Source organism: Stenotrophomonas sp. 86156_Sma (genome assembly GCF_056481625.1).
In genome coordinates, this window is the sequence record NZ_CM151157.1 from 4,010,533 (window position 1) to 4,035,199 (window position 24,667).

25 protein-coding genes and 1 tRNA gene are annotated in these 24,667 nt (G+C 66.1%); 12 read left to right on the plus strand and 14 right to left on the minus strand.

The window, feature by feature from the left end:
• Nucleotides 1-152: 152 nt before the first annotated feature.
• From ACZK33_RS18630 to rimK, 5 genes are all read right to left on the minus strand, one after another.
• Entirely contained in the window at nt 153-1,520 is a 1,368-nt protein-coding gene (locus tag ACZK33_RS18630; protein ID WP_032128829.1) for a sensor histidine kinase, read from the minus strand.
• A complete protein-coding gene (locus ACZK33_RS18635) occupies nt 1,483-2,160 on the minus strand; it encodes a response regulator transcription factor (RefSeq protein WP_005410804.1) in 678 nt (225 codons plus the stop codon). The genes ACZK33_RS18630 and ACZK33_RS18635 overlap by 38 nt, the downstream gene beginning before the upstream one ends.
• Nucleotides 2,161-2,168: 8 nt before the next feature.
• Nucleotides 2,169-2,642, minus strand: a complete 474-nt coding sequence (locus ACZK33_RS18640; protein WP_071229642.1) for a hypothetical protein — start codon at nt 2,640-2,642, stop codon at nt 2,169-2,171.
• Between the two features lie 89 nt (nt 2,643-2,731).
• Nucleotides 2,732-3,208: a hypothetical protein gene (locus ACZK33_RS18645; RefSeq protein WP_423175305.1), complete on the minus strand. Its 477-nt coding sequence runs from the start codon at nt 3,206-3,208 to the stop codon at nt 2,732-2,734.
• A 245-nt stretch (nt 3,209-3,453) separates the two neighbouring features.
• The gene (rimK, locus tag ACZK33_RS18650; protein ID WP_005418651.1) at nt 3,454-4,332 is read right to left on the minus strand and encodes a 30S ribosomal protein S6--L-glutamate ligase; all 879 of its coding nucleotides are present in this window, start codon (nt 4,330-4,332) and stop codon (nt 3,454-3,456) included.
• A 167-nt stretch (nt 4,333-4,499) separates the two neighbouring features.
• On the opposite strand from rimK, the gene ACZK33_RS18655 reads away from it, so the two are divergent.
• Both ACZK33_RS18655 and ACZK33_RS18660 read left to right on the plus strand, forming a co-directional pair.
• Nucleotides 4,500-4,865 (plus strand): hypothetical protein, encoded by a 366-nt coding sequence (locus ACZK33_RS18655; RefSeq protein WP_223224661.1) that lies wholly within the window; start codon nt 4,500-4,502, stop codon nt 4,863-4,865.
• A 79-nt stretch (nt 4,866-4,944) separates the two neighbouring features.
• Nucleotides 4,945-5,367: an acyl-CoA thioesterase gene (locus tag ACZK33_RS18660; RefSeq protein WP_032128832.1), complete on the plus strand. Its 423-nt coding sequence runs from the start codon at nt 4,945-4,947 to the stop codon at nt 5,365-5,367.
• Nucleotides 5,368-5,492: 125 nt separating this feature from the next.
• Here the strand turns inward: ACZK33_RS18660 and ACZK33_RS18665 are convergent, their stop codons facing one another.
• A complete protein-coding gene (locus ACZK33_RS18665; protein ID WP_423175306.1) occupies nt 5,493-6,674 on the minus strand; it encodes a hypothetical protein in 1,182 nt (393 codons plus the stop codon).
• Between ACZK33_RS18665 and ACZK33_RS18670 the strand changes: the two genes are divergently transcribed.
• Nucleotides 6,673-7,647: a PoNe immunity protein domain-containing protein gene (locus ACZK33_RS18670; RefSeq protein ID WP_478453724.1), complete on the plus strand. Its 975-nt coding sequence runs from the start codon at nt 6,673-6,675 to the stop codon at nt 7,645-7,647. The genes ACZK33_RS18665 and ACZK33_RS18670 overlap by 2 nt on opposite strands.
• 1 nt (nt 7,648) lies before the next feature.
• Here the strand turns inward: ACZK33_RS18670 and ACZK33_RS18675 are convergent, their stop codons facing one another.
• Entirely contained in the window at nt 7,649-8,053 is a 405-nt protein-coding gene (locus ACZK33_RS18675) for a DUF805 domain-containing protein (protein WP_189719949.1), read from the minus strand.
• A gap of 296 nt (nt 8,054-8,349) precedes the next feature.
• On the opposite strand from ACZK33_RS18675, the gene ACZK33_RS18680 reads away from it, so the two are divergent.
• Nucleotides 8,350-9,087 carry a hypothetical protein gene (locus ACZK33_RS18680; RefSeq protein WP_423175308.1) on the plus strand — a complete coding sequence of 246 codons (738 nt, stop codon included), beginning with the start codon at nt 8,350-8,352 and terminating at the stop codon, nt 9,085-9,087.
• Between the two features lie 137 nt (nt 9,088-9,224).
• Here the strand turns inward: ACZK33_RS18680 and ACZK33_RS18685 are convergent.
• A tRNA-Gly gene (locus tag ACZK33_RS18685) sits at nt 9,225-9,298 on the minus strand.
• A gap of 128 nt (nt 9,299-9,426) precedes the next feature.
• On the minus strand, nt 9,427-11,280 hold the full coding sequence (locus ACZK33_RS18690; protein ID WP_049401606.1) for an autotransporter domain-containing esterase: 1,854 nt from the start codon (nt 11,278-11,280) through the stop codon (nt 9,427-9,429).
• A 207-nt stretch (nt 11,281-11,487) separates the two neighbouring features.
• Between ACZK33_RS18690 and thiS the strand changes: the two genes are divergently transcribed.
• From thiS to ACZK33_RS18710, 4 genes are all read left to right on the plus strand, one after another.
• Nucleotides 11,488-11,688 carry a sulfur carrier protein ThiS gene (gene thiS, locus ACZK33_RS18695; protein ID WP_008265079.1) on the plus strand — a complete coding sequence of 67 codons (201 nt, stop codon included), beginning with the start codon at nt 11,488-11,490 and terminating at the stop codon, nt 11,686-11,688.
• A 153-nt stretch (nt 11,689-11,841) separates the two neighbouring features.
• Nucleotides 11,842-12,636: a thiazole synthase gene (locus ACZK33_RS18700; RefSeq protein WP_010481470.1), complete on the plus strand. Its 795-nt coding sequence runs from the start codon at nt 11,842-11,844 to the stop codon at nt 12,634-12,636.
• Entirely contained in the window at nt 12,636-13,370 is a 735-nt protein-coding gene (gene trmB, locus ACZK33_RS18705; protein WP_071229637.1) for a tRNA (guanosine(46)-N7)-methyltransferase TrmB, read from the plus strand. Before ACZK33_RS18700 ends, trmB begins: the two co-directional genes overlap by 1 nt.
• A 27-nt stretch (nt 13,371-13,397) precedes the next feature.
• On the plus strand, nt 13,398-15,245 hold the full coding sequence (locus tag ACZK33_RS18710) for an SLC13 family permease (RefSeq protein ID WP_010481466.1): 1,848 nt from the start codon (nt 13,398-13,400) through the stop codon (nt 15,243-15,245).
• Nucleotides 15,246-15,653: 408 nt separating this feature from the next.
• Here the strand turns inward: ACZK33_RS18710 and ACZK33_RS18715 are convergent, their stop codons facing one another.
• Nucleotides 15,654-15,989, minus strand: a complete 336-nt coding sequence (locus ACZK33_RS18715) for a Rieske (2Fe-2S) protein (protein WP_012511947.1) — start codon at nt 15,987-15,989, stop codon at nt 15,654-15,656.
• A gap of 178 nt (nt 15,990-16,167) precedes the next feature.
• Here ACZK33_RS18715 and ACZK33_RS18720 point away from each other — a divergent pair, with 178 nt between their 5' ends.
• From ACZK33_RS18720 to ACZK33_RS18735, 4 genes are all read left to right on the plus strand, one after another.
• Entirely contained in the window at nt 16,168-16,449 is a 282-nt protein-coding gene (locus ACZK33_RS18720; RefSeq protein ID WP_046985468.1) for a hypothetical protein, read from the plus strand.
• A 75-nt stretch (nt 16,450-16,524) separates the two neighbouring features.
• Nucleotides 16,525-17,241, plus strand: a complete 717-nt coding sequence (locus ACZK33_RS18725) for a fumarylacetoacetate hydrolase family protein (protein WP_006387611.1) — start codon at nt 16,525-16,527, stop codon at nt 17,239-17,241.
• Nucleotides 17,242-17,296: 55 nt separating this feature from the next.
• Nucleotides 17,297-17,701 carry a large-conductance mechanosensitive channel protein MscL gene (mscL, locus tag ACZK33_RS18730; protein ID WP_032130206.1) on the plus strand — a complete coding sequence of 135 codons (405 nt, stop codon included), beginning with the start codon at nt 17,297-17,299 and terminating at the stop codon, nt 17,699-17,701.
• A 224-nt stretch (nt 17,702-17,925) separates the two neighbouring features.
• Nucleotides 17,926-19,347, plus strand: coding sequence for a M28 family peptidase (locus tag ACZK33_RS18735; protein WP_423175750.1), 1,422 nt, complete (start codon nt 17,926-17,928; stop codon nt 19,345-19,347).
• Nucleotides 19,348-19,611: 264 nt separating this feature from the next.
• Here the strand turns inward: ACZK33_RS18735 and ACZK33_RS18740 are convergent, their stop codons facing one another.
• From ACZK33_RS18740 to ACZK33_RS18755, 4 genes are all read right to left on the minus strand, one after another.
• Entirely contained in the window at nt 19,612-21,063 is a 1,452-nt protein-coding gene (locus ACZK33_RS18740; protein ID WP_049399972.1) for an alanine/glycine:cation symporter family protein, read from the minus strand.
• Between the two features lie 10 nt (nt 21,064-21,073).
• Nucleotides 21,074-22,066 (minus strand): hypothetical protein, encoded by a 993-nt coding sequence (locus ACZK33_RS18745; RefSeq protein WP_478453727.1) that lies wholly within the window; start codon nt 22,064-22,066, stop codon nt 21,074-21,076.
• A gap of 237 nt (nt 22,067-22,303) precedes the next feature.
• Complete coding sequence (locus ACZK33_RS18750; RefSeq protein WP_032130210.1) at nt 22,304-23,140, minus strand: TrmH family RNA methyltransferase; 837 nt, start codon at nt 23,138-23,140, stop codon at nt 22,304-22,306.
• On the minus strand, nt 23,133-24,653 hold the full coding sequence (locus ACZK33_RS18755) for an alanine/glycine:cation symporter family protein (protein WP_071228526.1): 1,521 nt from the start codon (nt 24,651-24,653) through the stop codon (nt 23,133-23,135). Before ACZK33_RS18755 ends, ACZK33_RS18750 begins: the two co-directional genes overlap by 8 nt.
• Between the last annotated feature and the right edge of the window lie 14 nt (nt 24,654-24,667).

Consider the following 24,667-nt stretch of genomic DNA (forward strand, 5'->3'; position numbering starts at 1 on the left):
CCGGCACTACCGAAGCGCATCCACGCATGGCGTGGATCTACACGCGCGGGGCGCGGCAGCGATCACGGTGGTGGCACAAGCGACACAGGGCGCGATGCAAGGTCGGCGGGGTTCGTGCCGACCAAGGTCGGCACCCACCAAAGCAGGGGCCCTTACAACGGCTTCGGCGAGAACGTCAGGGTGGCAATCACGCCACGCTGGCCGCCGGGGCGCACGCTTACCTGCCAGCCGTACAGGTCGCACAGGCGGCTGACGATCGACAGGCCGATACCGCCGCCCTGCGAGTGGCCGGCATGCGTGCCGCGGTAGCCACGCTGGAACAGCTTGGCCGCGTCTTCCTCGCTCAGGCCCGGGCCACTGTCGGTTACCGACACCGAGTTGGTGCCGACGAACACGCGCACCTCGCCGTCCTGCGAGTACTTCACGGCGTTGCCGATCAGGTTGCCCAGTGCCACCGACAGCGCCGCCTCGGGCGCGTCGATCACCAGATTGCGCTCACCTTCCAGCAGCAGCTCCAGCGGCTTGCCCCCCAGCTGCGCACGGTGTGCGTCCAGCAGCTGCTCGGCCACGCGGGCGACGTTGCTGGTGCCCTGCCCGCGCTCGTTGCGCGACAGCAGCAGCAGTGCGCCGATCAGATCGCTGCACTGCTGTTCGGCGCGCTGAATGCGCTGCAGGCGCTGCAGCACCTTCTCGTCCAGGCCGGGCCGGGTCAGCAGCAGCTCGGTGGCGCCACGGATCACTGCCAGCGGCGTGCGCAGCTCATGGCTGACGTCTGCATTGAATTCACGGTCGCGCTGCACCACTTCGGTCAGCCGCGAGGAATAGTCGTCCAGCGCCTGGGCCAGCTGCCCCACTTCGTCGTCGGGGAAGCGTGGCGCCAACGGCTCGGGATCACTGGTGCCGCCGCGATAGGCACGCAGCCGCGCGGCCAGATCCGACACCGGCTTCATCACCTTCGAGGCCGACCACCAGCCCAGCACCAGCGACAGCACGCTGAACACCAGCACCGACAGCACCAGCGCGCGGTTGAGCTGCTTGCCGCCGCGCACGCTGTCGGTCATGTCATAGGCGAGGAAGAACCAGGCGTCGGGCGTCTTGCGTACGGCCAGCTTGTAGGAGTACGGCTCGCCGTGCTCATCGCCGCTGACGCTGTGGATGCCATCGGAAAAGCCCGCCCACTGCGCGCGCTCTTCGCGCACCCGGTCGAACTTGTCCTTCGAATAGGCATAGGCCTTGATCTGCAGCACCGGTGCGTCCGGGTTATGCCCGGGGTGCTCGTAATAGCGGCGCGCATACTCGTCGATGTTGCGGTTCATCAGCTCTTCCACCAGCTGGTTTTCCACGCGCAGGCGGGCCCAGTTGGTGGCGAACGCAAACAGTGTCGTCAGGCAGAAGCCCAACAACACGAACGAAACGATGATGCGGCTGCGCAGGCGCCGCCGATAAGGCGTGCGCCGGCGCTCCCCCTTGGTTGCCACCGAATCAGGCTTCCGGGGTGGCGATGCGGTATCCGATGCCATGGCGGGTCTGGATCAGCGGCACTTCAAACGGCTTGTCGACCACCGCACGCAGGCCATGGATGTGCACCCGCAGGGAATCCGAATCGGGCAATTCTTCACCCCACACACGGGTTTCCAGCTCCTGGCGGGTCACCACGGCCGGGGCCGCTTCCATCAGCGCCTGCAGGATCTTCAGCGCGGTCGGGTTGAGCTGCAGCAGCTTGCCCTGGCGGCGCACTTCCAGCGTATCCAGGTTGTATTCCAGATCGCCGGTTTCCAGCACGCGGGTCTGCACGCCCTTGCCGCGTCGCGACAGGGCGTTCAGTCGCACTTCCACTTCCTGCAGCGCGAACGGCTTGATCAGGTAGTCGTCCGCGCCGGAATCGAAGCCGGCCAGCTTGTTGTCCAGCGAATCGCGGGCGGTGAGCATCAGTACCGGGGTCTGCTTGCGCGCTTCATTGCGCAACTTGCGGCAGACCTCGATGCCGTCCATGCCTGGCAGATTGAGATCCAGCACGATCGCGTCGAACTCGTGCACCACGGCCAGGTGCAGACCGGTAACCCCGTCAGCCGCGAAGTCCACGGTGTGGCCCCGGTCCTCCAGGTAGTCGCCCAGGTTGGCCGCAATGTCGCTGTTGTCTTCGATTACCAGGATTCTCACTGTCACCTCTAATTTACGAATTTGCCGATGCGCTGGGCCTGGCCCATATCACGCTGTGCCTTGTCCTTCCGCCGGGCGCGCTCGGCAACGGTAGTGCACTGCGTCGTGGACCGGTTCGAACCCGTGGCCTTTTCACGTTGGCATATTAGACGACTATCTTCACGTGCCTGTGTCAAAACCGTGTTCACGATCTGCTGGTCGTTGAAGACATCGGTTCGTACCTGTTCAGGCATGGAATCGCGGTCAGGATGCTGCTCGACGGCCGTGCGCATGCGCACCAGCGCCTCGCGTACGCGGCTGCGGTCGGTCTGCTTCAGTTCGCTGTAGGTCTCGCCATCGTTGAGTTCGATTTCGATGCGCTCGATCTGCTGCTGCAGCGGCTTGCCGGGGATAAAGACCTCACCGGACTGGTTCGATGCAGAGGCGGCGGTGGCCAGGGTCAGGCCCGAGATCAGGACCGCCGACATCAGGAGGGACTTCATGACAAACGAATCCTTGTTTGAGTTGAGTGTTGACTGTATTCGCACCACCTTCACGCCAGCAAGTGCCATGCGCAGGGGCATCGGACGGCCTAGTGGTTGGTGGCGGGGTTGAAGTTGTTGAAGGTGCGCTGGTCGTTGAGCAGGGCCTTGCCCTTTTCCTCGATCCGGCGGCGCTCGGCCACGGTCAGGCAGCGGCTTTTAGGCATGTTGCTGCCGGTGGTGCGGGTGTGCTGGCAGATCTGGCGGCTGTCCTCGTGGGCGCGGACAAGAACGGTGTTGATCCGCTCCTGGTCGTTGAAGACCTCCGCCTGGACCTGCGGCGGGAGCTCCCGAAGCGTGCGGTGGTCGCCCATGCGCTGGGTGATGCGCGCCAGTGCCTGCTGCACCTGGGCGCGGTCATCGGCGGAAATCTCGCTGTACTCGCCGTCATCGAGGGCCTTCTCAACCCGCCGGACCTGCTCGACCACCGGGGCCTGCCCATCCATCTGTATGGCGGTCTTCTCCTGCTTGGCGGAGGCAGCACCAGACAGCCCCAGCAACAACGCGATCATCGTGATGCGGTACATCGCCAGCCTCCGGATCCATCCAGGAACGATGGGCGCCACTCTACGGCCGTCACGCTGCCTCCACAAGGGACTTCCGGCGGCATAAAAAAGACCCAGGCGGTGCCCCGCCTGGGTCTGAAGTCGTATCCCGATACCGATCCTGCTGAGAGGCAGAGCTGCGGTTCGCTGAAGGCTACGCCGGCGCCGATTAAAGGCGTGTTAAAGCCGGCCTCATTTGCCCATGAGAATTTCAAGCCATTGATTAATCATGGTTTTTTGATCTTCTCGACGTGCTCGATGATGCGCGTAGCCACATCCACCCCGCAGGCGGCTTCGATGCCCTCCAACCCTGGCGTGGAGTTGACCTCCAGCACCAGCGGGCCACGCGCGGAGCGGATCAGGTCCACGCCACAGACCGACAGGCCCAGCGCCTTGGCCGAACGCACCGCCACCTGCTGTTCGGCGCGGCTGGCCTTGGCCGCCACCGCGGTGCCGCCGGCATGCAGGTTGGAGCGGAAGTCACCCTCCGGCGCCTGGCGCTGCATCGACGCCACCACCTGGTCACCGACCACGAAGCAGCGCAGGTCGGCGCCCTTGGCTTCGCCGATGAACTCCTGCATCAGGAAGTTGGCGTACAGGCCCCGCAGGGCCTCGACGATGCCACGCGAAGCGCTGGCCTTCTCGGTGAGGATCACGCCCCGTCCCTGGGTGCCCTCGTTGAGCTTCACCACGTGCGGCGGCGGACCGAGCATCGACAGCAGGTCGACGGTGTCATCGGGGTTGTCGCCGAACACGGTGACCGGCATGTCGATGCCCTTGGCTGCCAGCAGCTGGTGCGCGCGCAGCTTGTCGCGCGAACGCAGGATCGCATCGGACGGGTTGGGAGTGCGCGCGCCCATCAGCTCGAACTGGCGCAGCACGGCGGTGCCATAGCGGGTGATCGAGGCGCCGATGCGCGGGATGACCATGTCCACGCCGGTCATCGGCCGGCCCTTGTAGTGCATCGAAAAACCATCGGCGGCGATGCGCATGTAGCAACGCAGCGGGTCGAGGATGCGAACGGTGTGGCCGCGCGCGCGGGCCGCCTCGACCAGCCGGCGGGTGGAGTACAGGGAGCTGTTGCGGGACAGGATGGCGAGCTTCATCGCGGCAGGATCGGACGGCAGGCGCGCAGCATAGCGCGGGCGTGTGGCGGGTGGATGATGCCCTGCAGGCCGCCATATCTGCGTGCCTGCCGGGGCTGTGCGAAGATGGCTGTTGCCGGCTACAGGACAGGACACGGCCGGCTTACACAACCCAAGGAGAACCACAGATGCGAATGGGAATTCCGCTGTTGTTGCTGTTTGGCCTGATGGGGAGCGCCGCACACGTACAGGCTGCGCCCACCCACGCAGTCTCCCGGCTCTACTTCGATGCCAACAACACCCTGATCGGCCAGGGCCTGCGCTACTGCACGGGCAAGACACAGCACCAGGGCGTTGCCTCACACGCCAATACCCGCTGGATCGATGTTTCCTACGCCTGCCAGGGCGACTCGACCGACGTTTCCTATGGCAGCTGGGTGCCTGCACAACTGCGGCAGGACTTCTGCACGCTGTACGACGCCTGCACGTCACTGATGCCGTGGCCGGAACCCGGCCTGCCCGGCACCCTCGGCAACGGCTTCTACTCAGACTGACAGCCGGTAGTCGCCGCACTGTCTCCGGCGATGGCAGCATCGTCGCCGGAGACCCCACCCACTACACCCCGGAGACTTCATGCCGTTGACGATCCTTCCGCGTTTCTCCGAAGTGGATGTACTCGGCCACGTCACCAACACCGCCCTGCCCGTCTGGTTCGAGGAAGGTCGCCAGGAGATCTTCCGCCATTTCAGCCGCGAGGCCAGCATGCGCGACCTGACGCTGATCCTGCGCCGCTACGAAATCGACTTCCTGCAGCAGATACAGCCGGGACACGAAGTGCGCATCGAGACCCGCATCGAAAACATCGGCCGCTCCTCGCTGTCGATCGTGCAGCAGGCGTTCCAGTTCGAGGCCCTGGTGGCCAGCGGGCGCTGCGTGATGGTGCATTTCGACTACACAACCAACGCCTCGCGCGCCATCGATGCAGAGCAGCGCCGGGCGTTGTCAGGGCTGTTTACCGAGGAGTATGCGCAACAGGTGCAGGCGGCAGGCGCATGAGCCATACGGAAGTCCGGTCATCTGCACCCGGTACTGCCCGCAGCCCATTTCTTCAGCTTTTCCAGCACTTCCCCGGCCTGCATCGACGACGCATGCCGGAACCTCCCTGTTTGATTCGACGCAGTCTAACCTGTGACTGAGGGCCGCTGATCCGCGCGGGGCAGGCGCAGCGAGAAGCCCCCATCGCGGACACGCACGGCCAATGCGGTTTCCCGCCATTCCACAGGCAACGCCAATGCCGTATGTGGCGTGGGGATGCGTGTGATCGCCTCGAACGTCCAGTGTTCCTCATAGGCTTCGCAGCGAAGCGTTCCGTCATCGCCGACCGCGATGACATCGATCCAGGCCCCACTCCGGGTCTTGCCGCTGCCGCCCATCGCACGGCGGCCAATGGCCTGCCAACGCCCCTGCCAGTGGACGAGCCATACGCCCTCGATGGGACGCAGATCCCCATCAAGCACGCTGCCCGCCACCACCACGCATCGACCGGACGGGCTGGCAATGACCGTCTCCAGATCGCAGGCGTGACGGTCACTGGGCTCGCCATCAAGACAGAGCGCGTGCGGGCAGATGCGCGCGAACAAGGTCGGATGCGCAGTCAGGCGCAGGTCGTCGGGAAGCAGCGGGATGGCCTGCAGCACCCGGGCATCAGGCAGGACATGCCGCAACACCTGCGGCACCCCGGCGGCCAGCGCCGGATGCTCCTGTTCCAGCCATAGACCCCGGCAGGGGCGCAGCGTGGTCGATCGACTGGGAATATCCCGCAACCACATCGCGGCTTCGGCATCCCCGCCAAGCTGCCGGCGCTCGTGCAGTTCCTGCCAGAACAGGCTGGGAACAATCGCCAGCAGGTGCATCACCCTCTTGTCCACTTCGTCGTAGACGATCACCGCTTCGCTGCGATCACTGTAGCCACTGGCCACACGCAGCGCGCTGCCCGCCAGCGCCAGCCACTCGCCGCTGGCATCGTGGCTGCCTGCGGTGGATACGCCCTCGACAATGGCGCCATCGCGCAGCATCAGGGTGCCGTAGGCCGGCCCGCCCATGCCCAGCTCGCCCCAATCCAACAGCACATCATGCGTGGGCGGCCGGGTGGCGAAGGGCAGCTTCGCCCGCGAGCGCAGCAGTGCGCCCCCTACAGCATCGCCGACCAGATCGAAGTGCTGCAGCACGCCGCCCAGGGCAAGACATGCGGCCAGGCCAACGACCACGCCCCAAGGCGACCACCACACCACGCAGATCGCTACCCATATCAGGAACGGCAGCCACTGGGTGAAACGGCGGAGGGCGATTCGATCAACGGTCATGCAGGCTGGGTGGCGGCGACTGTGCACCATTCAAACCTTCAACGCTGTGCCAGGCAATGGGGTTCGAACCGGCAAAGCCGCTAGACTCTCGCTGATGATGGAATCGATGACTGCCGTGAATCACCGGAATCTGCTGCAGGACATGCTGCCGCGATGGAGAGCACTGGCCAAGGCCCCGGGCCAGCCGCGCCGCACGCTTCGCCTGCCGGATTGGCAGGCGGACTGGAACGCAGGCATGGCCTTGCTTGCACGCCATGCGCGCAATGGCGGTGAATCTGTGGAGGAAACGCTGCAGGGACATGCAGCCCTGGAGCATGCCTACGGCTGGGAGACGGTTGCACAGACCGGCAGCAACCTGCTGCTGAAAGGCATCGACCGCGGCTTCGCCCCCGCGGCATTGCAGCAGATGCATGCCGACGTAGCAGATCTCTGGCTCGAGCATGCGCGTTTGCTGGCCCTTGCCCGGGACAGCCTGCAACAGCAAGGCCACGACATCGCGCTGGCGGCGTCGTTGCAATCACGTACAACGCAGCACTACGAGTACGCACTGCAGCTGTTGTCACTGGGCGTGCTGCTGGATGCGCAGGAACGCCTGCCGGCGCTGGTGGAGAAGGTGCTCTGTTTCGACACCGACCGCGTGCTGGACTACCTCAGCGCGCCGGCGCTGGGCCTGGTGGAAGCCAGTGATGAGGTCTTTCATCCGCGACCGTTCGCCGAGCTGTTCGCGCCGCTGCGCGACGGTGAAGCGTTCGACCCTTCACTGCTGGCCGGCTACCTGCAGGTGCAGTACCGCGACTTCTTCCTGCTGCCGCCAAAGGCTCAGAAGCGGACCCGGCGCCTGATCGGGCCGAACGCGTGGGGCTACTGGGCATTTGAAGTGGCTGCGCTGGTGGTGCTGTATGGCGGTGACGACGCCACGCTACGCACCTGCCCCCACTACCCTTCCGACCTGGTGGACTTCGCGCGGCGTTGAGTCAGGCACCCGGCAGGCCGGAAACACCGCCGAATCGATTCTCTTCCTCGTTGCCCGGCAGAAGCATGACCGGGAAGAGGACGAACACGCCCAACGGGATGAAGGCGATCACGACGTACCAGCCGGACTCGTCGATGTCGTGCAGTCGTCGAACGGCCAGGGCCAGCATCGGCGGAAGGAGGACGATGACCGCGCAGACCGTCATGACCCACCCCAGCGTCCGGAATGGCTCGAAGGCCTCCCCATCGAGCAGCACGGTGCCCGTCAGCCAGTATCCGCCGTCCATCAAGGTGTAGCCCACTGCCACCACAAGGGCAGCAGACAGGGAGTACGACCAGAACTCCTTCCGGTTGGATCGCCCTGAAAAATCAAAGCAACGCCTGAGGGGCAAAAGTGCGGCGATCATTCGCGCTCCGGGCAGCGGACGATGGGGGGCAAGGGTTAACAATCTTTTAGCATCCCCAAGCCCAGCACCAACTGAACCCTGCGGCCCGGCGGGCCCGGCAGACAGCGGAGGTTGCAGGAGCCCGCCGCGGCAGCCGCGCAGCCGGAGACGCAGCGCGAACTACCGCACATTTCCATGGGCGTGGGCATTCTGAATCGGATCACTGGCTTGCAGCAGTGGCGGATTGGTCGAATTCCAGTTTTCCAGAATGGCGCCTCTGCTAGCGTCACTGCTCACTCATGGATTCGAGGTTTTGAATGGCTGCGATTTCTTTTTCGCTGATGCTTGCACTGCTTTCCGCGCAGGCCCCGATGGCCGCAAACGCCGAACGTGATTACACCGGACCGGCAGGGGCATCCTCGATCGGGCCTGGCATCTGCGACCCCGGCATGGACATGCTGCCGAACGGCGGAGGGGTGGTGATCCGGCGCTGCGGCACGAATGGAACGGTCGCTGGCGTTGGCAGCAATATCGATGCTGCGACGGCCAACGCCAATGGCTTCCTTGCCGTCGCCGAGGAAGGACCCGTCTGCAGTGTCTTCGCACGCGATCCCTATGTCAGCATCCCGGCACCGGGTGTGGGCATCAAAGGAGAGTGCAGTTCCACTCCGATTTCCGCCTATGGCATGACGACCACCACTGCGGGACAGAACCTGCTTGAGCTGGCCATCACCCTGGCGGCGACGCAGGCGCGGTGCAATGTCGACTACTACTATGGGTCGGCACATGGCTATAAGTATCCCTACAGCTGCACTCGCCCGGGCCAGTCCTGGAGCGTTGCCGGCCTTGGCTCCAGCGTCGACGATTCAAACGCGATGGCAATGCGGCTTGTGAAGAAATCATCCAAGACCGGTACGCACTGCTATTTTGACAACGCCGAGTTGAATGGCGTCGTCTTCCGCGCATACCTGCACTGCAACGGATCGACCTATACCGGTTTCGGGAGCTCTGTAACTGCCGCGGCCAAGGACGCGGCTGCGCAAGCGGGCGCATAAGCCACCCGGGCTGTGGTTCGGAAGAGCCACAGCCCGACGCATTGAAGAATGAGGTTCCGGCGCCGTTGCCACACGCTGGACTGGGGTGTGGTTCAACGATTGCGCCGCGTCTGCCTGGGGTGAACACCCTGGAGACATGGAGCGGGCGATGGGAATCGAACCCACGTCAGTAGCTTGGGAAGCTACAGCTCTACCATTGAGCTACGCCCGCATTGCGGGTGAAAGTCTATGCGGAGCGGCCGGTGTTGCGCAATGGTGGTCGCCGCACCCGCCGGGCATGGCCCGGCGCTGCCGTGCAGGCATCCCAGGCACCTTGCGGTGCCCGGGATGTTGCATTCATCAGAAGCTGCCACCCACGGTGGCGAAGATCGTCGCGTCACGGGCACGCTTCTGCGCGGCCGTGGTGCTCAGGCCAACGTTGCCCTGCAGGCCGAACAGGTCCATGCGCGCACCCAGAACAGCGGTGGCGTAGTTCTTGTCGAAGTCCAGGCCCGGCACGCGGTAGCTGCCCAGTTCCGGCAGGGTCTGCAGCCACGCGCTGGCCTGCTTGGTGTCCTCGAATTCGTGGTCGTAGGTCACCTGCACGTACGGCTTGACGGTGCCGCCATCGAAGCGTGCCTGCCAGCCAACGCGGCCAACGGTCGAGTCGACGTTCTGGCGGTCGTAGCCCAGGGCGGTGGCCAGCGTGCCTGCAGCGGCGCTTTCGCTGTAACCGTCGATCTTGACCTTCTGCCAGATCACCGCAGCGATCGGGCCGTGGCGGAAGCCACCCTCGGTGCCGAACTCGTAACCGGCATTCAGTGCGGCGGTCAGGTTGCTGCCATCCGGCGAGCCACCGTGTTCGCGGGTAGCCGGGCCCAGCTGGACCTTGCGGTTCACGTCATACGACAACCAGGTGTAGCTGACCTGGCCGTTGACCCAGACGCGGTCGCCATACCAGGCAGCGAACAGGCCGGCGGTGGTGTCCTTCTGGGTGAAGTCGCCACGGCTGTTGCCGAAGTCGGCACTCATGCGACCGAAGCCGGCGAAGCCGCCGACCACCACGCCGTTGCGTGCCCAGTCGACACCGAACAGGCCGGCCGGCGCCACGCCGTCGTACAGGTCGGCGTGGTCATAGCGCTGCAGGTCACCGCGCACGCCACCCCACCACGACAGGCCATCGGCCGGACGGGCGCCCAGGTGGTTGCTGACCTGGTCGGCACGCGAACGGCCGACGGTCTGTGCCGAGTGGCTCAGCACCTGCTGCAGGCGCGGAGCCTCCAGCACCGAGACGGCGTACTGGCCCAGCAGCTGGTGACCGGTAACGGTCGGATGCACGCCATCGGCGAACAGATAGGTCTGGTACGCATCGGGGCTGACGTAGGTGGTCGGGTTGCAGCCGATGATGCTGCCCGTGGTGTTGGCCGGGTTGATCTTGCAGGCGGTGCCGGTGACGTTGGTGAAGCCGTACATGCCCGGGTTGGCGGTCACTTCACGCAGGATGCTGAAGGTATCGAGCGGAATGAACTCGATGCCCGCCTGCTTCAGGCCGCCATACAGCGCCTTGTTGTAGCCGACCGACATGGCGGTGGCAGCCGCTGCATTGGGGCCGCGGAACTGCGGGGTGATGCCCACGTCCGGCAGGTTCGGCACCAGCACGTACTGGGCACCGGCCTGCTTCAGGGCACCGACCAGCGCGATCTGGTCGGTAACCGCCGCGCCGATGATGCCCTGCACCTGGGCCGGCGGCGCACCCGCACCGGCAGCGCCGGCGGCGGCAAACAGGTCGTTTGCGCCACCCCAGACGGTATACAGGGCGTTACGGTCAGCCTTGCCACCGTTTGCCGCCAGGTAGCGGGCCGCCTGCGACTTCAACGACGGGATCGCGCCGAGGGCACCGCTGCCTTCGACCGACACGCGGGCGCCGCCGACAGCGTAATTGTCGCCGTTCTGGCCGTTGCCGTTGGGGTCCTTGTTGAGGCCGTAGTAATTGGCGACCTGCTGCGACCACACCCAGCCCGGGTTGGTGGTGAACTGGCCGGAGAGCCCCTGCGTGGCCTCGGGCAGCAGCGGGCGGAAGTAGCCGGCGTCGGTGAGGCTGTCACCGAAGAACACTGCCTTGGAGTACGGATTTTCGCCTGCCATGGCCGGCAGCGCGGCCAGTGCGATCGCAGCCGCCATGAGGGAGCGGATCGGGTGTTTGCTGAGCTGCATCTAGGAACTCCTGTGGGGTAAACAAGTTGGAATCCGGCGCACGTACGCCGGCGCACGGTCAATGGTTTCACCGCGCCGCCGTTTGCTCACGCTGCGCCGCCGCATGGATTGTCGCCTGACCACGTCGAACCCTGCTGTGCCGGAGCTGGCGCCCGGTTCAAATTACAAACGTTCCGATCCCGACGGGCTATCAGCGACAATGCAGGGATGAACATCCAGCTCAACGGCGAACCCCGCACCCTGCCCGCCTCGGCGACCCTCCACGACCTGCTTGAGGCCGAGCAGCTGCTGCAGCGCCGGGTGGCGGTGGAGGTCAACGGCGAGATCGTCAGCCGCAGCCGCCATGGCGAGCATGTCCTGGCCGAAGGCGACGTCGTGGAGATCGTGCACGCGCTGGGTGGGGGCTGAGGCCGTCCCGCGTAGTGCCGGCCGCTGGCCGGCAATCCGACGCTGTCAGGCACCCTGCATCTGCCGGCCAGCGGCCGGCACTAACCCTACCCATCCACGGCCTGCACGCCATTGCGTGATCCCATCTTCAGGCGGATAAGCGATAATCGCGCCATGAACGTTCATGTCTCCCCCGATTCGCTGGTGATCGCCGGCAAGACCTATGGCTCGCGGCTGCTCACCGGCACCGGCAAGTTCAAGGATCTGGAAGAAACCCGCCTGGCCACCGAGGCTGCAGGCGCCCAGATCGTCACCGTGGCCATCCGCCGCACCAACATCGGGCAGAACCCGGGCGAGCCGAACCTGCTCGACGTGCTGCCGCCGGAGCGCTACACCATCCTGCCCAACACCGCCGGCTGCTACACCGCCGAAGACGCGGTGCGCACCTGCCGGCTGGCGCGCGAACTGCTGGACGGCCACAACCTGACCAAGCTGGAAGTGCTGGGCGACCAGAAGTCGCTGTACCCGGACGTGGTGCAGACCCTCAAGGCCGCCGAACAGCTGGTCAAGGACGGCTTCGAGGTGATGGTCTACACCTCCGACGACCCGATCCTGGCCAAGCGCCTGGAAGAGATCGGCTGCGCTGCAGTGATGCCGCTGGCTGCGCCGATCGGTTCGGGCCTGGGCATCCAGAACAAGTACAACCTGCTGCAGATCATCGAAGACGCCAAGGTGCCGATCATCGTCGACGCCGGCGTGGGCACCGCGTCGGATGCGGCGATCGCGATGGAGCTGGGCTGCGACGGCGTGCTGATGAACACCGCCATTGCCGGTGCACGCAGCCCGGTGCTGATGGCCAGCGCCATGCGCAAGGCGGTCGAGGCCGGCCGCGAGGCCTTCCTGGCCGGGCGCATCCCGCGCAAGCGCTACGCCAGCGCCTCCTCCCCGGTGGATGGGCTGATCGGCTGATGACCAATCCCTTCGACAGCGCCGGTTCCAAGGCCCCGCCCAAGCCCTTCACCGTGAGCGAGGGCCGCCGCGAGGTGCGCAGCTTCGTGTTGCGCCAGGGCCGCTTCACGCCTGCCCAGCAGCGCGCGTTCGACGAGCGCTGGCCGCGCTTCGGCATCGACTACAACGGCCAGCCGCGTGATCTGGACGCCACCTTCGGCCGCCAGGCGCACAAGGTGCTGGAAATCGGCTTCGGCAACGGTGCCGCGCTGCGCTTCGCCGCCCAGCATGATCCGTCGCGTGACTACATCGGCATCGAAGTGCACGCGCCCGGCGTGGGTCGCCTGCTGAACGCGCTGGCCGACGACAACGCCGACCACGTGCGCCTGTACCACCACGATGCGGTGGAAGTGCTGCAGAACGAGATTGCCGATGGCGCGCTGGATGAAGTGCGCATCTACTTCCCGGACCCGTGGCACAAGAAGCGCCACAACAAGCGCCGCCTGCTGCAGCCTGCATTTGCCGAGCTGCTGGTGCGCAAGCTGCGCCCGGGCGGCCGCCTGCACTGCGCCACCGACTGGGAAGACTACGCCGAGCAGATGTGGGACGTGCTCGACGCCACCGCTGGCCTGGTCAACCGCGCCGGCCCGCGTGGCAGCGTGCCGCGCCCGGACTGGCGGCCGCAGACGCACTTCGAGACCCGCGGCCAGAAGCTCGGCCACGGCGTCTGGGACCTGCTGTACGACCGCACCTGACGATCGCCTGAGGACACCGCGCCCCACATGGATACCGCGCTGACGCTGACCAACGACATGAAGCTCGTGCTCGGGCTGGTCGGCTTCACGATGGCGATGTTCCTGTTCGAGCGCATCCGCGCCGACGTGGTCGCGCTGGTGGTCCTGGTGGTGCTCGGTGTCACCGGGCTGATCGCGCCGGAGGAAATCTTCGGCGGCTTCTCCGGTAACGCGGTGATGAGCATCATCGCCACCACCATCCTCGGTGCGGGCCTGGACCGCACCGGGGCGCTGAACCGGCTGGCCGCGTGGCTGCTGCGGCGCGGCCATGGTGTCGAGCAGCGGCTGCTGATGATGACCACGGCCATTGCCGGCCTGAATTCCTCTTTCATGCAGAACCCGTCGGTGATGGCGCTGTACCTGCCCGTTGCCTCGCGACTGGCCGCGCGCACCGGGTTGACCCTGCAGCGCCTGCTGCTGCCCATTTCGGCGGCAATCGTGATGGGTGGTGCGCTGACCATGGTCGGCAATTCACCGCTGATCCTGCTGAACGATCTGCTGGCCTCGGCCAACAACAACCTGCCTTCCGGCCTGGCCACCATCGAGCCGCTGCGCATGTTCGCACCGCTGCCGATCGGCGTGGCGCTGCTGATCGCTTCGCTGCTGTATTTCCGCTACTACGGCGACCGCAAGCTGATCGAAGAAGAGAACCTGGTCAACGACGGGGTCACGCCCGCGCGCACCGAGAGCTACTTCGCCAAGACCTATGGCATCGAAGGCGATGTGTTCGAGCTGGTGGTCAGTGCCGAAAGCCCGCTGGTGGGCATGACCCTGGGCGAGGCCGAGAACCTGCACGATGCCCCGCTGCTGCTGGCCCTGAAAACCGGCAATGACACCCGCCTGGCGCCACCGGCGGAGATGCGCATCTGGGTCGGCAGCGTGCTCGGCGCGATGGGCCCGCGTGAGCAGATCAACGATTTCGCGCAGAACCAGTTCCTGCGCATGTCTTCGCGACTGAAGCACCTGGGCGACCTGTTCAACCCGAGCCGTGCCGGTATTTCCGAAGCGGTGGTGCCGCCTACCTCGAACGTGATCGGCAAGAGCGCGGCCGATCTGCGCCTGCGCAAGGAGCGCGGCATCAGCCTGCTGGCGATCAACCGCGACAAGCAGGTGATCCGCGAGGACGTGCGCGACGTGCAGCTGCGTGCCGGCGACATGCTGGTCTTCCACAGCATCTGGACCGACCTGGCGCAGGCCGCCCGCAGCCGTGACTTCGTGGTGGTGACCGACTACCCGACCGGCGAGCAGCGCCCGCACAAGTTCAAGATCGCGATGGCGATCTTCGCCTTGACCATCCTGATCGCGCTGACCAGCAAGCTGCCGGTGGCGCTGACGCTGATGACCGGCGTGGCCGGCATGCTGCTGACCGGCGTGCTGCGCATGGACGAGGCGTATGCATCGATCAACTGGAAGACCGTGTTCATGATGGCCGGGCTGATCCCGCTCGGCTGGGCGATGGATTCCAGTGGTGCGGCGGCATGGGTGGCCGGCCATACCATCGACAAGCTGCCCACCGGCATCCCGGTGTGGGTGCTGGAGGTGGCGCTGGCGCTGTTGACCACGGCGTTCTCGCTGGTGATCAGCCATGTGGGCGCCACCATCGTGATGGTGCCCATTGCGGTGAACCTTGCGCTGGCGGCGGGCGGCAACCCGACGGCGTTCGCGCTGATCGTGGCACTGTCGGCGTCCAACAATCTGATGACGGCCTCCAACCCGGTAATTTCGATGATCACCGGCCCGGCCAACTACACCCCGCGCGAGATGTGGCGGGTCGGCGGCCCGCTGTCGCTGATCTACACCTGCGTGGTGGTGCTGATGATCAACCTGATGTTCTGAGGGTTGGGTTTGTTGGCAGGGCTGCGCCCTGCACCCGCAGAGGCCGAAGCAACGGCAACGGCAACGGCAAAAGCGTGCATTTCGTGGGATGGCGGGGTGGGTCCGGTTGCGGGGGACGCTGCAAGTACGTCCCTGTAAGCTCGGTCGCCGCATCCATGCGGCTCACGCCCCCGCAACCGGACCCACCCCGCCTTCGACAGATTTCTGCGATCTGTCGGAACGGCGTCGTGCACCGCTGGCGTCGTGCACCGCTTTGGTAGGTGTCGACCTTGGTCGACACAGTAGATCCACGCCATGCGTGGATGCTCGTGGATGCCTTTGTAGAGTCGAGCCATGCTCGACTGCTTCTGGCCTGATGGGGTCAGAGCCGCTTTCCTGCGGAAAACGGATCCGGCCCCTGGCCTGGACTCAGGCCAGATAAACCTGCCCGTCGCGCACATCCACCGGCACGGCGCGCAGGCGGTCGCCCTTGCAGGGGCCGGCGATGCAGTCGCCGCTGTCCAGCGCGAACGAGGCACCGTGGGCGGCGCACACCAGGTGGCCCTCGCGGCTCTTCAGGAACTGGCCCGGCGCCCAGTCCAGGCGACGGCCGGCGTGCGGGCAGATGTTCAGGAACGCACGCACCTGCGCGCCGTCGCGGTACAGCACCAGCGATTCGGCATCGCCATCAACCACCGCTTCGACCTCGGCAAACGCGCCATCGGCAATGGCATCAAGGGCGATCAGGGCAGCGGCGGCAGTCATGGCGAAGGCTCGGACAGTAAACGCGCATTGTCGCACGCCCGCTCAGGTGACTGGCTGCAACATGAACACAAGTCATTGATTCGTAATAAGCACAGGCTATATTTAACGAGTTTTTCACTCAATGACAGTGGCACCTCCCGATACTCTGGTTTCGCTGATCCCAGCCTATCGAGCCGCCATGTTCAATCGCGCATCCGCCTTCAACCAGTTCCGCACCCTGTTCGCGCCGCGCAAGCCGCGTCACCCGCTGGTGCGCGTTGCCGTGGGCCTGCTCGGCCTGGCGATCCTGGCCGCGATGGTGTTCATCGGCGTGTTCGTCGGTGCGGCGATGATCCTGGTCGGCCTGGCGTGGAAGCTGCTGGCTTCGCGCAAGCCGGGCACTGCCCGTCCGCTCGACCCGAACGTGGTCGAGGGTGAGTTCCGCGTGGTGCGCAAGCCGGTGCTGCCGGCCTCGCGTTGATCCACGCCCTACGCGCCCGCTGACGGCGGGCGCCATGCGTTCTAGACTGCGGGCACGCCCTTCCTGGATGCCCGCATGTCCGATGTCTCCGATGTGATCCCTGCCGTAGCCCTGCCGCGTGTGCCGGTGGTGGGTGGCGGCAGCTTCCCCGTGCACCGCATCTACTGCGTCGGCCGCAACTTCGCCGACCATGCCCGCGAAATGGGCGCAGCAGTGCCGGCGGCCGACGATCGCGGCCGCCCGATGTTCTTCAGCAAGCCGGCCGATGCGATCGTGGTCGGCCACGACGATGCCATCCCCTATCCCCCGGCAACCGCCAACCTGCACCACGAAGTGGAGCTGGTGGTGGCGATCGGCCGTGATGCGCCAGCCGGCGAACTGGCCGTCGCCGATGCCGACGCGCTTGTCTACGGCTATGCGGTGGGACTGGATCTGACCCGCCGCGACCTGCAGGCCGCCGCCAAGGACAAGGGCCATCCGTGGGATGCGGCCAAGGGCTTCGATGCCTCGGCGCCGATCAGCGAGATCGTCCATGCCGCTGAGGTGGGCGACCTGGCCGCGCTCAACCTGTCGCTGGAGGTCAACGGCGAGGTGCGCCAGCAGGCGCTGCTGGACCAGATGATCTGGAACGTGCCGGAGATCCTGCATGAGCTGTCCAAGCTGTGGCAGCTGCGTGCCGGCGACCTGGTGTTCATGGGTACCCCGTCCGGAGTGGCCGCGCTGAAGCCCGGCGACCGCTTCAGTGCCCGCCTGGAAAACGTGGCCGAGCGCCACGGCGTGATCGCCGGCTGACATCACCTGCGCTACCCTGCGCGCTGTCCACTTCCCCCACCGGAGAAAAACAACAATGGGAATGCTCACCGAGTTCAAGGAATTCGCGATGCGCGGCAACGTCATCGACCTCGCCGTCGGCGTGGTGATCGGCGCGGCCTTCGGCAAGATCGTGACCGCACTGGTCGAGAAGATCATCATGCCGCCGCTGGGCATGCTGATCGGCAAGGTGGATTTCTCGCAGTTGGCGTGGACGTTGTCACCGGCCAGCATCGGTGCCGACGGCAAGGAAATCCCGGCCGTGGTGATCGGCTACGGCGACTTCATCAATACGCTGATCCAGTTCGTGATCGTGGCCTTCGCCATCTTCCTGGTGGTCAAGACGATCAACCGCCTGTCGCGCAAGCAGGAAGCCGCCCCGGCCGCACCGGCCGAGGAAGTGGTGCTGCTGCGCGAGATCCGCGACAGCCTGAAGAAGTAAGGCCGCCTACCGGTAGTGCCGGCCGCTGGCCGGCAACATCGGAACATGCGGGAGCCGGCCAGCGGCCGGCACTACCGCGACTGCACGAAAGCCCCGCCCCGGCGGGGCTTTCGCTTTGCCGGACGTGGCGGAAAACAGCGTTCGCGGCAGCCATGACCTCCCGCCCATGCGCCGGGCTGAACGACTGTTAAGCTCCAAGGCTTGGTCCCTTCCCGGAGCTGTCCATGCGTCGCCGCGTCCTTGCCATCGCATCCTCCCTCGCCCTGCTGGCCGCCCCGGCCTTCGCGGCGCCGCACACCACCACCCTGCCCCCGGCGTCGCTGTCCACCGCTGCGCAGCTGCGCGACCAGGCGCTGGCCGATGACACCGGCTGGAAGGTGGTTGAATCGCTCACCACCGAAATCGGCCCGCGCATCGCCGGCAGCGAGGCCGACGCCCGCGCCGTGGCCTGGGCCGAAGCCAAGTTCAAGGCCCTCGGCTTCGACAAGGTGTGGAAGGAACCAGTGACGTTCCCGAAGTGGGAGCGCCGCAGTGAACACGCCGCGGTGACCGGCAGGAACCCGCAGCCGCTGCAGATCACGGCGCTGGGTGGCAGCCCGGGCGGCACCGTTGAAGCCGAAGTGGTCCGCTTCGCCGACCTGGCCGCACTGCAGGCCGCACCGGTCGGTTCGCTGAAGGGCAAGATCGCGTTCGTTGATTACCAGATGCTGCCGTTCCGCGATGGCCGCGACTATGGCCGTGGTGGCGCGATCCGCAGCAAGGGCCCGTCCGAAGCAATTCGCAAGGGCGCGGTCGGTTTCCTGATGCGCTCGGCCGGTACCGACTCGCACCGCGTGCCGCACACCGGCATCACCCGTTTCGATGACGGCCTGACCCCGGTGCCGTCTGCAGCACTGTCGGTGCCTGACGCCGACCAGCTGGCCCGCCTGCTGGCCCGCGGCGCGACAACGGTGAAGGTCGCGCTGGACTGCGGTTGGGACGGCACCGCCACCTCGTACAACGTGATCGGTGAGATCACCGGCCGCAGCCTGCCGAAGGAAGTGGTGGTGATCGGCGGTCACCTGGATTCATGGGATCTGGGCACCGGCGCGGTGGATGACGGCGCGGGCGTGGGCATCACCATGGCTGCGGGCCATCTGATCGGCCAGCTCAAGCAGGCGCCGAAGCGCACCATCCGCGTGATCGCCTTCGCCAACGAAGAACAGGGCCTGTATGGCGGCAAGGCCTACGCCGAGGCGCATGCCAAGGACGTGGCCCTGCACCAGCTGGCGGCCGAGAGTGACTTCGGTGCCGGCCGCATCTATGCCTTCAATACCGGTTCGCCGAACCCGGAAGGCTCGCGCGAAGCGACGAAGCAGATTGCCGAAGTGATGAAGCCGCTGGGCATCGAGTACCAGGCCGACAAGGGTGGCCCGGGCCCGGACGTCGGCCCGTTGGCCGCCAAGGGTGGCGCGTGGGCATGGCTGGCGCAGGACGGCTCGGACTACTTCCACCTGCACCACACCGCCGACGACACGCTGGACAAGATCGACCCGAAGGCGCTGGCGCAGAACGTGGCCGCGTACACCGTGTTCGCGTACCTGGCCGCGGAAGCCGATGGCAGCTTCGGCAGCGAGGCCAAGGCGACCACGCCGCCGAACGAATGATGCGGTAGCGCCGGGCCGCGCCCCATGACCTGTGGGCGCCATTGCAATGAGCGCATCGCAATGCGCGCGGAACCTCCCGCTCGGCATTGAAAAGGGTTCATGCCCGGCGAAAGCAGCGGGAAGGGCGGTGCGAACCAAGGTTCGCACCCACCGGGTAAGGGCGCCCCCACCGGGTAAGGGCGCATCCACCGAGTAGTGGCGCACCCACCGGGCGATGGCGTGGGTCAGAGCCCTCGCCGTGGCGAGGGATCTGCCCCGATCCTGTCAGCCCTCCCACACGCTGGTGTTGCGCACACCCAGCAGCTTCGGGTTGAACAGCGGATCCTTGCCCGCCTGGCGATGCTGTTCGTAGTCGCGCAGCGCCGCCAGCGCTGGCTTCTGCAGCAGCAGGATGGCGATGATGTTCAGCCAGCTCATCAGGCCGACGCCGATGTCGCCCAGCGACCACGCGATCGTTGCACTGTTCACCGCTGAGTAGCCGGTCGCGGCCAGGAACAGCAGCTGGAACCCGCCCATCACCCACGGCGCGGGACGATCACGGCACAGGTAGCTGATATTGGTCTCGGCCATGTAGTACAGCGCCAGGATGGTGGTGAACGCGAACGGCAGGATCGCCAGCGCCACGAACGAGCGGCCGAAGCCCGGCAGCGCGGACTCCACCGCGTGCTGCACGAAGCGCGGCCCGGCTTCGACGCCAGGCAGATTGCCCAGCAGCAGGCGCGCCTCATCCGGAATGCCGTTCACAGCCGGGTCGTAGACGTTGTACAGGCCGGTGGAGAGGATCAGGAACGCGGTGGCGCTGCACACCACCATCGTGTCGATGTAGACCGAGAACGACTGCACCAGGCCCTGCTTGACCGGATGAGTGACTTCGGCGGCGGCGGCTGGATGCGCACCGCTGCCCATGCCGGCCTCGTTGGACAACACGCCACGGCGCACGCCCCACTGGATGGCGGTGCCGATCATTGCACCGAACGCTGCATCCACACCGAATGCACTGCGCAGCACCAGCATGATCACCTCCGGCACTTTCTCTGCATTGAGCACCATCACCAGTGCCGCCACCAGCAGATACGCCACGGCCATCAACGGCACGACCCACTCGGCAACCCGCGCGATGCGGCGCACACCGCCGATCAGGATCGCGCCCAGCACCACCAGCAGAACCGCCGTGGTGGTCATCACCGGCACGTCCCAGGCTTCGTTCACCGCACTGGTGATCGCATTGGACTGGGTGCCGGCCAGCATCGCACCGGCCAGCACGGTGACCAGCGCAAACAGCACTGCATACCAGCGCTGGCCCAGGCCCTTTTCGATGTAGTACGCGGGGCCACCGCGGTACTGGCCCTTGGCATCGCGGTCCTTATAGATCTGTGCCAGCGTGGATTCGATGAAGGCGCTGGAGGCGCCGAGGAAGGCGACGATCCACATCCAGAAGATCGCGCCCGGGCCACCAAAGGCGATGGCCATGGCAACGCCGGCGATGTTGCCGACGCCGACGCGGCTGGACAACGACAGCGACAGGGCCTGGAACGGTGACACACCGGCTTCGGAGCGCTCGTGCCGGAACATCAGGCGCAGCATCTCCGGCAGCGCGCGCAACTGGATGAAGCGGGTGCGCACGCTGAAGTACAGGCCGGCGAGCAGGCAGAGCACCACCAGGTACGGGCTCCAGACGATGCCGAGGATGGTGTTGACGATGGATTCGATGTTCATCGGCAGCCCCTCAGAAGAACATGCCCAGGGCGACCTGGGGGCTGATGATGCGGCCGGTGTTGCGCCCGGCCACGGTGAATTCGACGCCGGCGATCAGGCCCAGCGACGGGCTGAAGTGATACTCCACCGCGGGCGCCAGGCTGACGTTGCGGCTGGCCGGACGGTGCTCTTCAATCCGCTCGATCGCACCACTGCCGTTGCGTGCGAAGCCGCTCAGACGCTGGCCGGTCTCGCGGCTGGCGGCGATTTCCATCACCCCCACCCAGCGCGAATTGAAGCTGTACTCGGCGCCGACCGACAGGCCCAGTACCGAGCCACGCGAAATGTGCCCCTGGAAGCTGTCGTCGGTGCCGTACACGCTGGTGCCGGAAATGGCAGTGCGCGACGGTGCCGGCCCGGCGCTGAGCTGGGCGCGCCAGCGCACGGGGCGGTCATTGCCCAGCCACACCACCTGCTGCACGCCCAGCGCCGCGGTGGTGCGCTGAACGCCGTCGCCCTGTGCATCCAGCGGATTGCCGGTGATACGGTCATGGCTGCCGGTGCTGAAACGCTGCACCAGCGCGACCGAGATGGCCGGACGGGTGCCATCGGCATTCGGCGCCTGCAGCAGGTACTGCAGGCGTGCGGTGGTGTCACCGGCGCGGAAGCCGCTGCTGCGCGCACTGCCGGATTCGGAGCGCGAGGCGCTGAGATTGACCTGGCCCATCACCCGGTCACTGAAGCCATAGATGATCGGTACCACCGTGGCCCAGGCGCCACTGTGCCCGGCACTGCGGCGACGATCACCGTTGTTGTCGTAGTGGTCGCGGCTGTCGACCCGCACCAGATAGGGCTCGATGTACCAGTTGCCCTGCGGCAGGCCGGCCGGATTCGGCGTGATCAATGGGCCGGTGAAATTGACACCATCGAGACTGCGTTCCGCGGCCTGTAGCGATGGTGCGGCAAGCGCAGCGAGTGCCAGCACCAGGCAAGTGCGACGTGTGCGGCGTTGGATTCGATGCATGGAACCACTCCTGTACGACGTCGGAAGGAACTCCACCGTGCGATGCAGGAAACGGCCCAGCAATGAGACAAATACTAAAATTGCTTACCTGTCCATCAAGCGTGTTTGAAGCAACGCAAGCTGACGCGGATGACCCAGTTTGCTGCGCGTGCATCGTTTGCGCTCTTGCGCCGCGCAAAAGAAAACCCGGCCGCAAGGGCCGGGTCAGGAGATCAACACAGCATCAGCACGACGGGATCATCCGTGGCGGCGGCTCGCCCACTGTGCCAGCAACACGGCCGTGGCCGAGGCCACGTTCAGGCTCTCCACCGCGCCGCTGCCGGGAATCGAGACCTGGAGGTCGCATTCGCTGGCGAGCCCGCGGTCCATGCCCTCGCCTTCGGCGCCCATCACGTACACCAACCGTTCCGGCAGCGACGCACGGAACACGTCGTCGCCACCATCAACGAGGGTCGCAGCCAGCCCGAAGCCGGCTGCACGCAGCTGCGCCATCGCCTGGGCGGTCTCCGGCAACTGCACCAGCGGCACCGATTCGGCGCCACCTTCGGCCACGCGTGCGGCGGCACCGGACAGCGCCAGCGTGCTGCCGGACGGCAGCAGCAGCGCCTTGACACCGAAGTGCGCGGCCGAGCGCAGGATCGCACCGAAGTTGTGCGGATTACCGACACCGTCCAGCCACAACGCCAGCGCCGGGCCTTCGCCCAGATCCTCCAGCCACTGCGCCAGCGGCACGACGGGCGCGCGCAGCACGTCGGCCACCAGGCCTTCGTGATGGGTGGTAGCGGCCAGCTTGTTGAGGTCGCCCTCCTCCACCACGCGGTAGCCCACACGGTTGGCCACGCACCACTTCAACACAGGCTGCATGCGCGGAATCAGCGCATCCACCAGGTACAGCTTGCGCAGTGCCTGCGGGCGCTTGGCGAACAGGGCCTGCACGGCGTTCCAGCCGTACAGGCGCAGTTCGTCGTTGCCCCGCCCCGGCGGTGGCGGGGTGCCGCCCTCACGCGGCGGCAGCGGGGTGGCCCGCGGCGGTCGCGACGACGGACGGCGGGCATTCTTCCAGGGATCATTCACTACGGGACAACTCCAGCTTGCGTTGACGCCAGAAATCGGCGTTCTTGATGCCCAGGGCATCGGGGTCGAAAATCGGATCCAGGCCCAGCTTCTTCTGCCGCTCGTAATCGCGCAGGGCCAGCATGGCCGGCTTCTGGATGATGAGGATGGCAATGATGTTCAGCCAGGCCATCAGGCCCACGCCGATGTCACCCAGCGCCCAGGCCAGGGTTGCATTATGGAACGCGCCGAACACCACCATGCCGATGATGCCCAGGCGCAGCACCAGCACGGTCAGCGGGCGCTTCTTGTTGTGGTTGACGTAGGTCAGGTTGGTTTCGGCCATGTAGTAATAGGCCATGATCGTGGTGAAGGCGAAGAAGAAGATCGCGATCGACACGAACGCCGAGCCCCAGCCCGGCAGCACGGCTTCCACACCCGCCTGGGCGTAGCCCGCGCCTTCCGGAATGCCGGCCAGGCCCTGGAAGATCGGCGGGGCGCCGGCACCTGCCGGCGAGTACACGTTGTAGGTGCCGCTGGCCAGGATCAGGAACGCGGTGGCGGTGCACACCATCATGGTGTCGAAGTAGATGGCGAAGGCCTGCACGTAGCCCTGCTTGGCCGGGTGCGAGACTTCCGAGGCGGCTGCCGCGTGCGGGCCCGAGCCCTGGCCGGCTTCGTTTGCGTAGATGCCGCGCTTGATGCCCCACTCCACCGCCAGGCCCATCATCGCGCCGAACGCGGCGTGGGTGCCGAAGGCGCTGCTGAAGATGATGCCGAACATCTCCGGCACGCGATCGTAGTTGATGATCATGATGACGATGGCGGTCAGGATGAAGGCTGCCGCCATGAACGGCACCACCACTTCGGCGAAGTTGGCGATGCGCTTGACGCCGCCGAAGATCACCACGCCCAGCAGCAGCGCCACCACGATGCCGATGCCCAGCTTCAGCGCCTGCACCGACTCCATGCCCATCGTCTGGCCATCCAGCGGACCACACAGCGCGGTGCCACGGCAGGCGTTGATGATGCTGTCGGCGATGGCGTTGGCCTGCACGCCCGGCATCAGGAAACCGGCGGCAATGATCGTGGCAATGGCGAAGACCAGCGCGTACCACTTCAGGCCCATGGCCTTTTCGATGTAGTACGCCGGGCCGCCACGGTAACGGCCTTCGGCATCCTTGGTCTTGTAGATCTGCGCCAGCGTACATTCCACGTACGAGGTGGAGGCGCCGAGGAAGCCCATCACCCACATCCAGAAGATCGCACCGGGGCCGCCGAAGGCGATGGCGGTGGCCACGCCGGCGATGTTGCCGATACCCATGCGCCCGGCCATCGACATGGCCAGGGCCTGGAAGGACGACACACCGGCGTCGGATTTCTCACCCTTGACGGTGAGGCGGCACATCTCGAGGAAGCCGCGGATCTGCATGAAGCGCGTGCGCAGGCTGAAGAACAGGCCGGCGCCCAGGCACACGAAGATCAGTGCCTTGCTCCAGATGATGCTGTTGATGAAATGTACGGTAGCTTCCACGCGCGCTCTCTCCA

Excerpts from the sequence above, each read along its gene's own strand:
- ACZK33_RS18645 (WP_423175305.1), bottom strand. The coding sequence starts at position 3,208 with ATGTACCGCATCACGATGATCGCGTTGTTGCTGGGGCTGTCTGGTGCT.
- ACZK33_RS18660 (WP_032128832.1), top strand. The coding sequence starts at position 4,945 with ATGCCGTTGACGATCCTTCCGCGTTTCTCCGAAGTGGATGTACTCGGC.
- ACZK33_RS18725 (WP_006387611.1), top strand. The coding sequence starts at position 16,525 with ATGTCCGATGTCTCCGATGTGATCCCTGCCGTAGCCCTGCCGCGTGTG.
- ACZK33_RS18700 (WP_010481470.1), top strand. The coding sequence starts at position 11,842 with ATGAACGTTCATGTCTCCCCCGATTCGCTGGTGATCGCCGGCAAGACC.
- ACZK33_RS18720 (WP_046985468.1), top strand. The coding sequence starts at position 16,168 with ATGTTCAATCGCGCATCCGCCTTCAACCAGTTCCGCACCCTGTTCGCG.
- ACZK33_RS18680 (WP_423175308.1), top strand. The coding sequence starts at position 8,350 with ATGGCTGCGATTTCTTTTTCGCTGATGCTTGCACTGCTTTCCGCGCAG.
- ACZK33_RS18670 (WP_478453724.1), top strand. The coding sequence starts at position 6,673 with ATGCAGGCTGGGTGGCGGCGACTGTGCACCATTCAAACCTTCAACGCT.
- trmB (WP_071229637.1), top strand. The coding sequence starts at position 12,636 with ATGACCAATCCCTTCGACAGCGCCGGTTCCAAGGCCCCGCCCAAGCCC.
- ACZK33_RS18630 (WP_032128829.1), bottom strand. The coding sequence starts at position 1,520 with ATGGCATCGGATACCGCATCGCCACCCCGGAAGCCTGATTCGGTGGCA.
- ACZK33_RS18640 (WP_071229642.1), bottom strand. The coding sequence starts at position 2,642 with ATGAAGTCCCTCCTGATGTCGGCGGTCCTGATCTCGGGCCTGACCCTG.
- thiS (WP_008265079.1), top strand. The coding sequence starts at position 11,488 with ATGAACATCCAGCTCAACGGCGAACCCCGCACCCTGCCCGCCTCGGCG.
- ACZK33_RS18715 (WP_012511947.1), bottom strand. The coding sequence starts at position 15,989 with ATGACTGCCGCCGCTGCCCTGATCGCCCTTGATGCCATTGCCGATGGC.
- ACZK33_RS18655 (WP_223224661.1), top strand. The coding sequence starts at position 4,500 with ATGCGAATGGGAATTCCGCTGTTGTTGCTGTTTGGCCTGATGGGGAGC.
- ACZK33_RS18675 (WP_189719949.1), bottom strand. The coding sequence starts at position 8,053 with ATGATCGCCGCACTTTTGCCCCTCAGGCGTTGCTTTGATTTTTCAGGG.
- ACZK33_RS18745 (WP_478453727.1), bottom strand. The coding sequence starts at position 22,066 with ATGCATCGAATCCAACGCCGCACACGTCGCACTTGCCTGGTGCTGGCA.
- ACZK33_RS18740 (WP_049399972.1), bottom strand. The coding sequence starts at position 21,063 with ATGAACATCGAATCCATCGTCAACACCATCCTCGGCATCGTCTGGAGC.
- ACZK33_RS18735 (WP_423175750.1), top strand. The coding sequence starts at position 17,926 with ATGCGTCGCCGCGTCCTTGCCATCGCATCCTCCCTCGCCCTGCTGGCC.
- ACZK33_RS18710 (WP_010481466.1), top strand. The coding sequence starts at position 13,398 with ATGGATACCGCGCTGACGCTGACCAACGACATGAAGCTCGTGCTCGGG.
- ACZK33_RS18690 (WP_049401606.1), bottom strand. The coding sequence starts at position 11,280 with ATGCAGCTCAGCAAACACCCGATCCGCTCCCTCATGGCGGCTGCGATC.
- ACZK33_RS18665 (WP_423175306.1), bottom strand. The coding sequence starts at position 6,674 with ATGACCGTTGATCGAATCGCCCTCCGCCGTTTCACCCAGTGGCTGCCG.
- rimK (WP_005418651.1), bottom strand. The coding sequence starts at position 4,332 with ATGAAGCTCGCCATCCTGTCCCGCAACAGCTCCCTGTACTCCACCCGC.
- mscL (WP_032130206.1), top strand. The coding sequence starts at position 17,297 with ATGGGAATGCTCACCGAGTTCAAGGAATTCGCGATGCGCGGCAACGTC.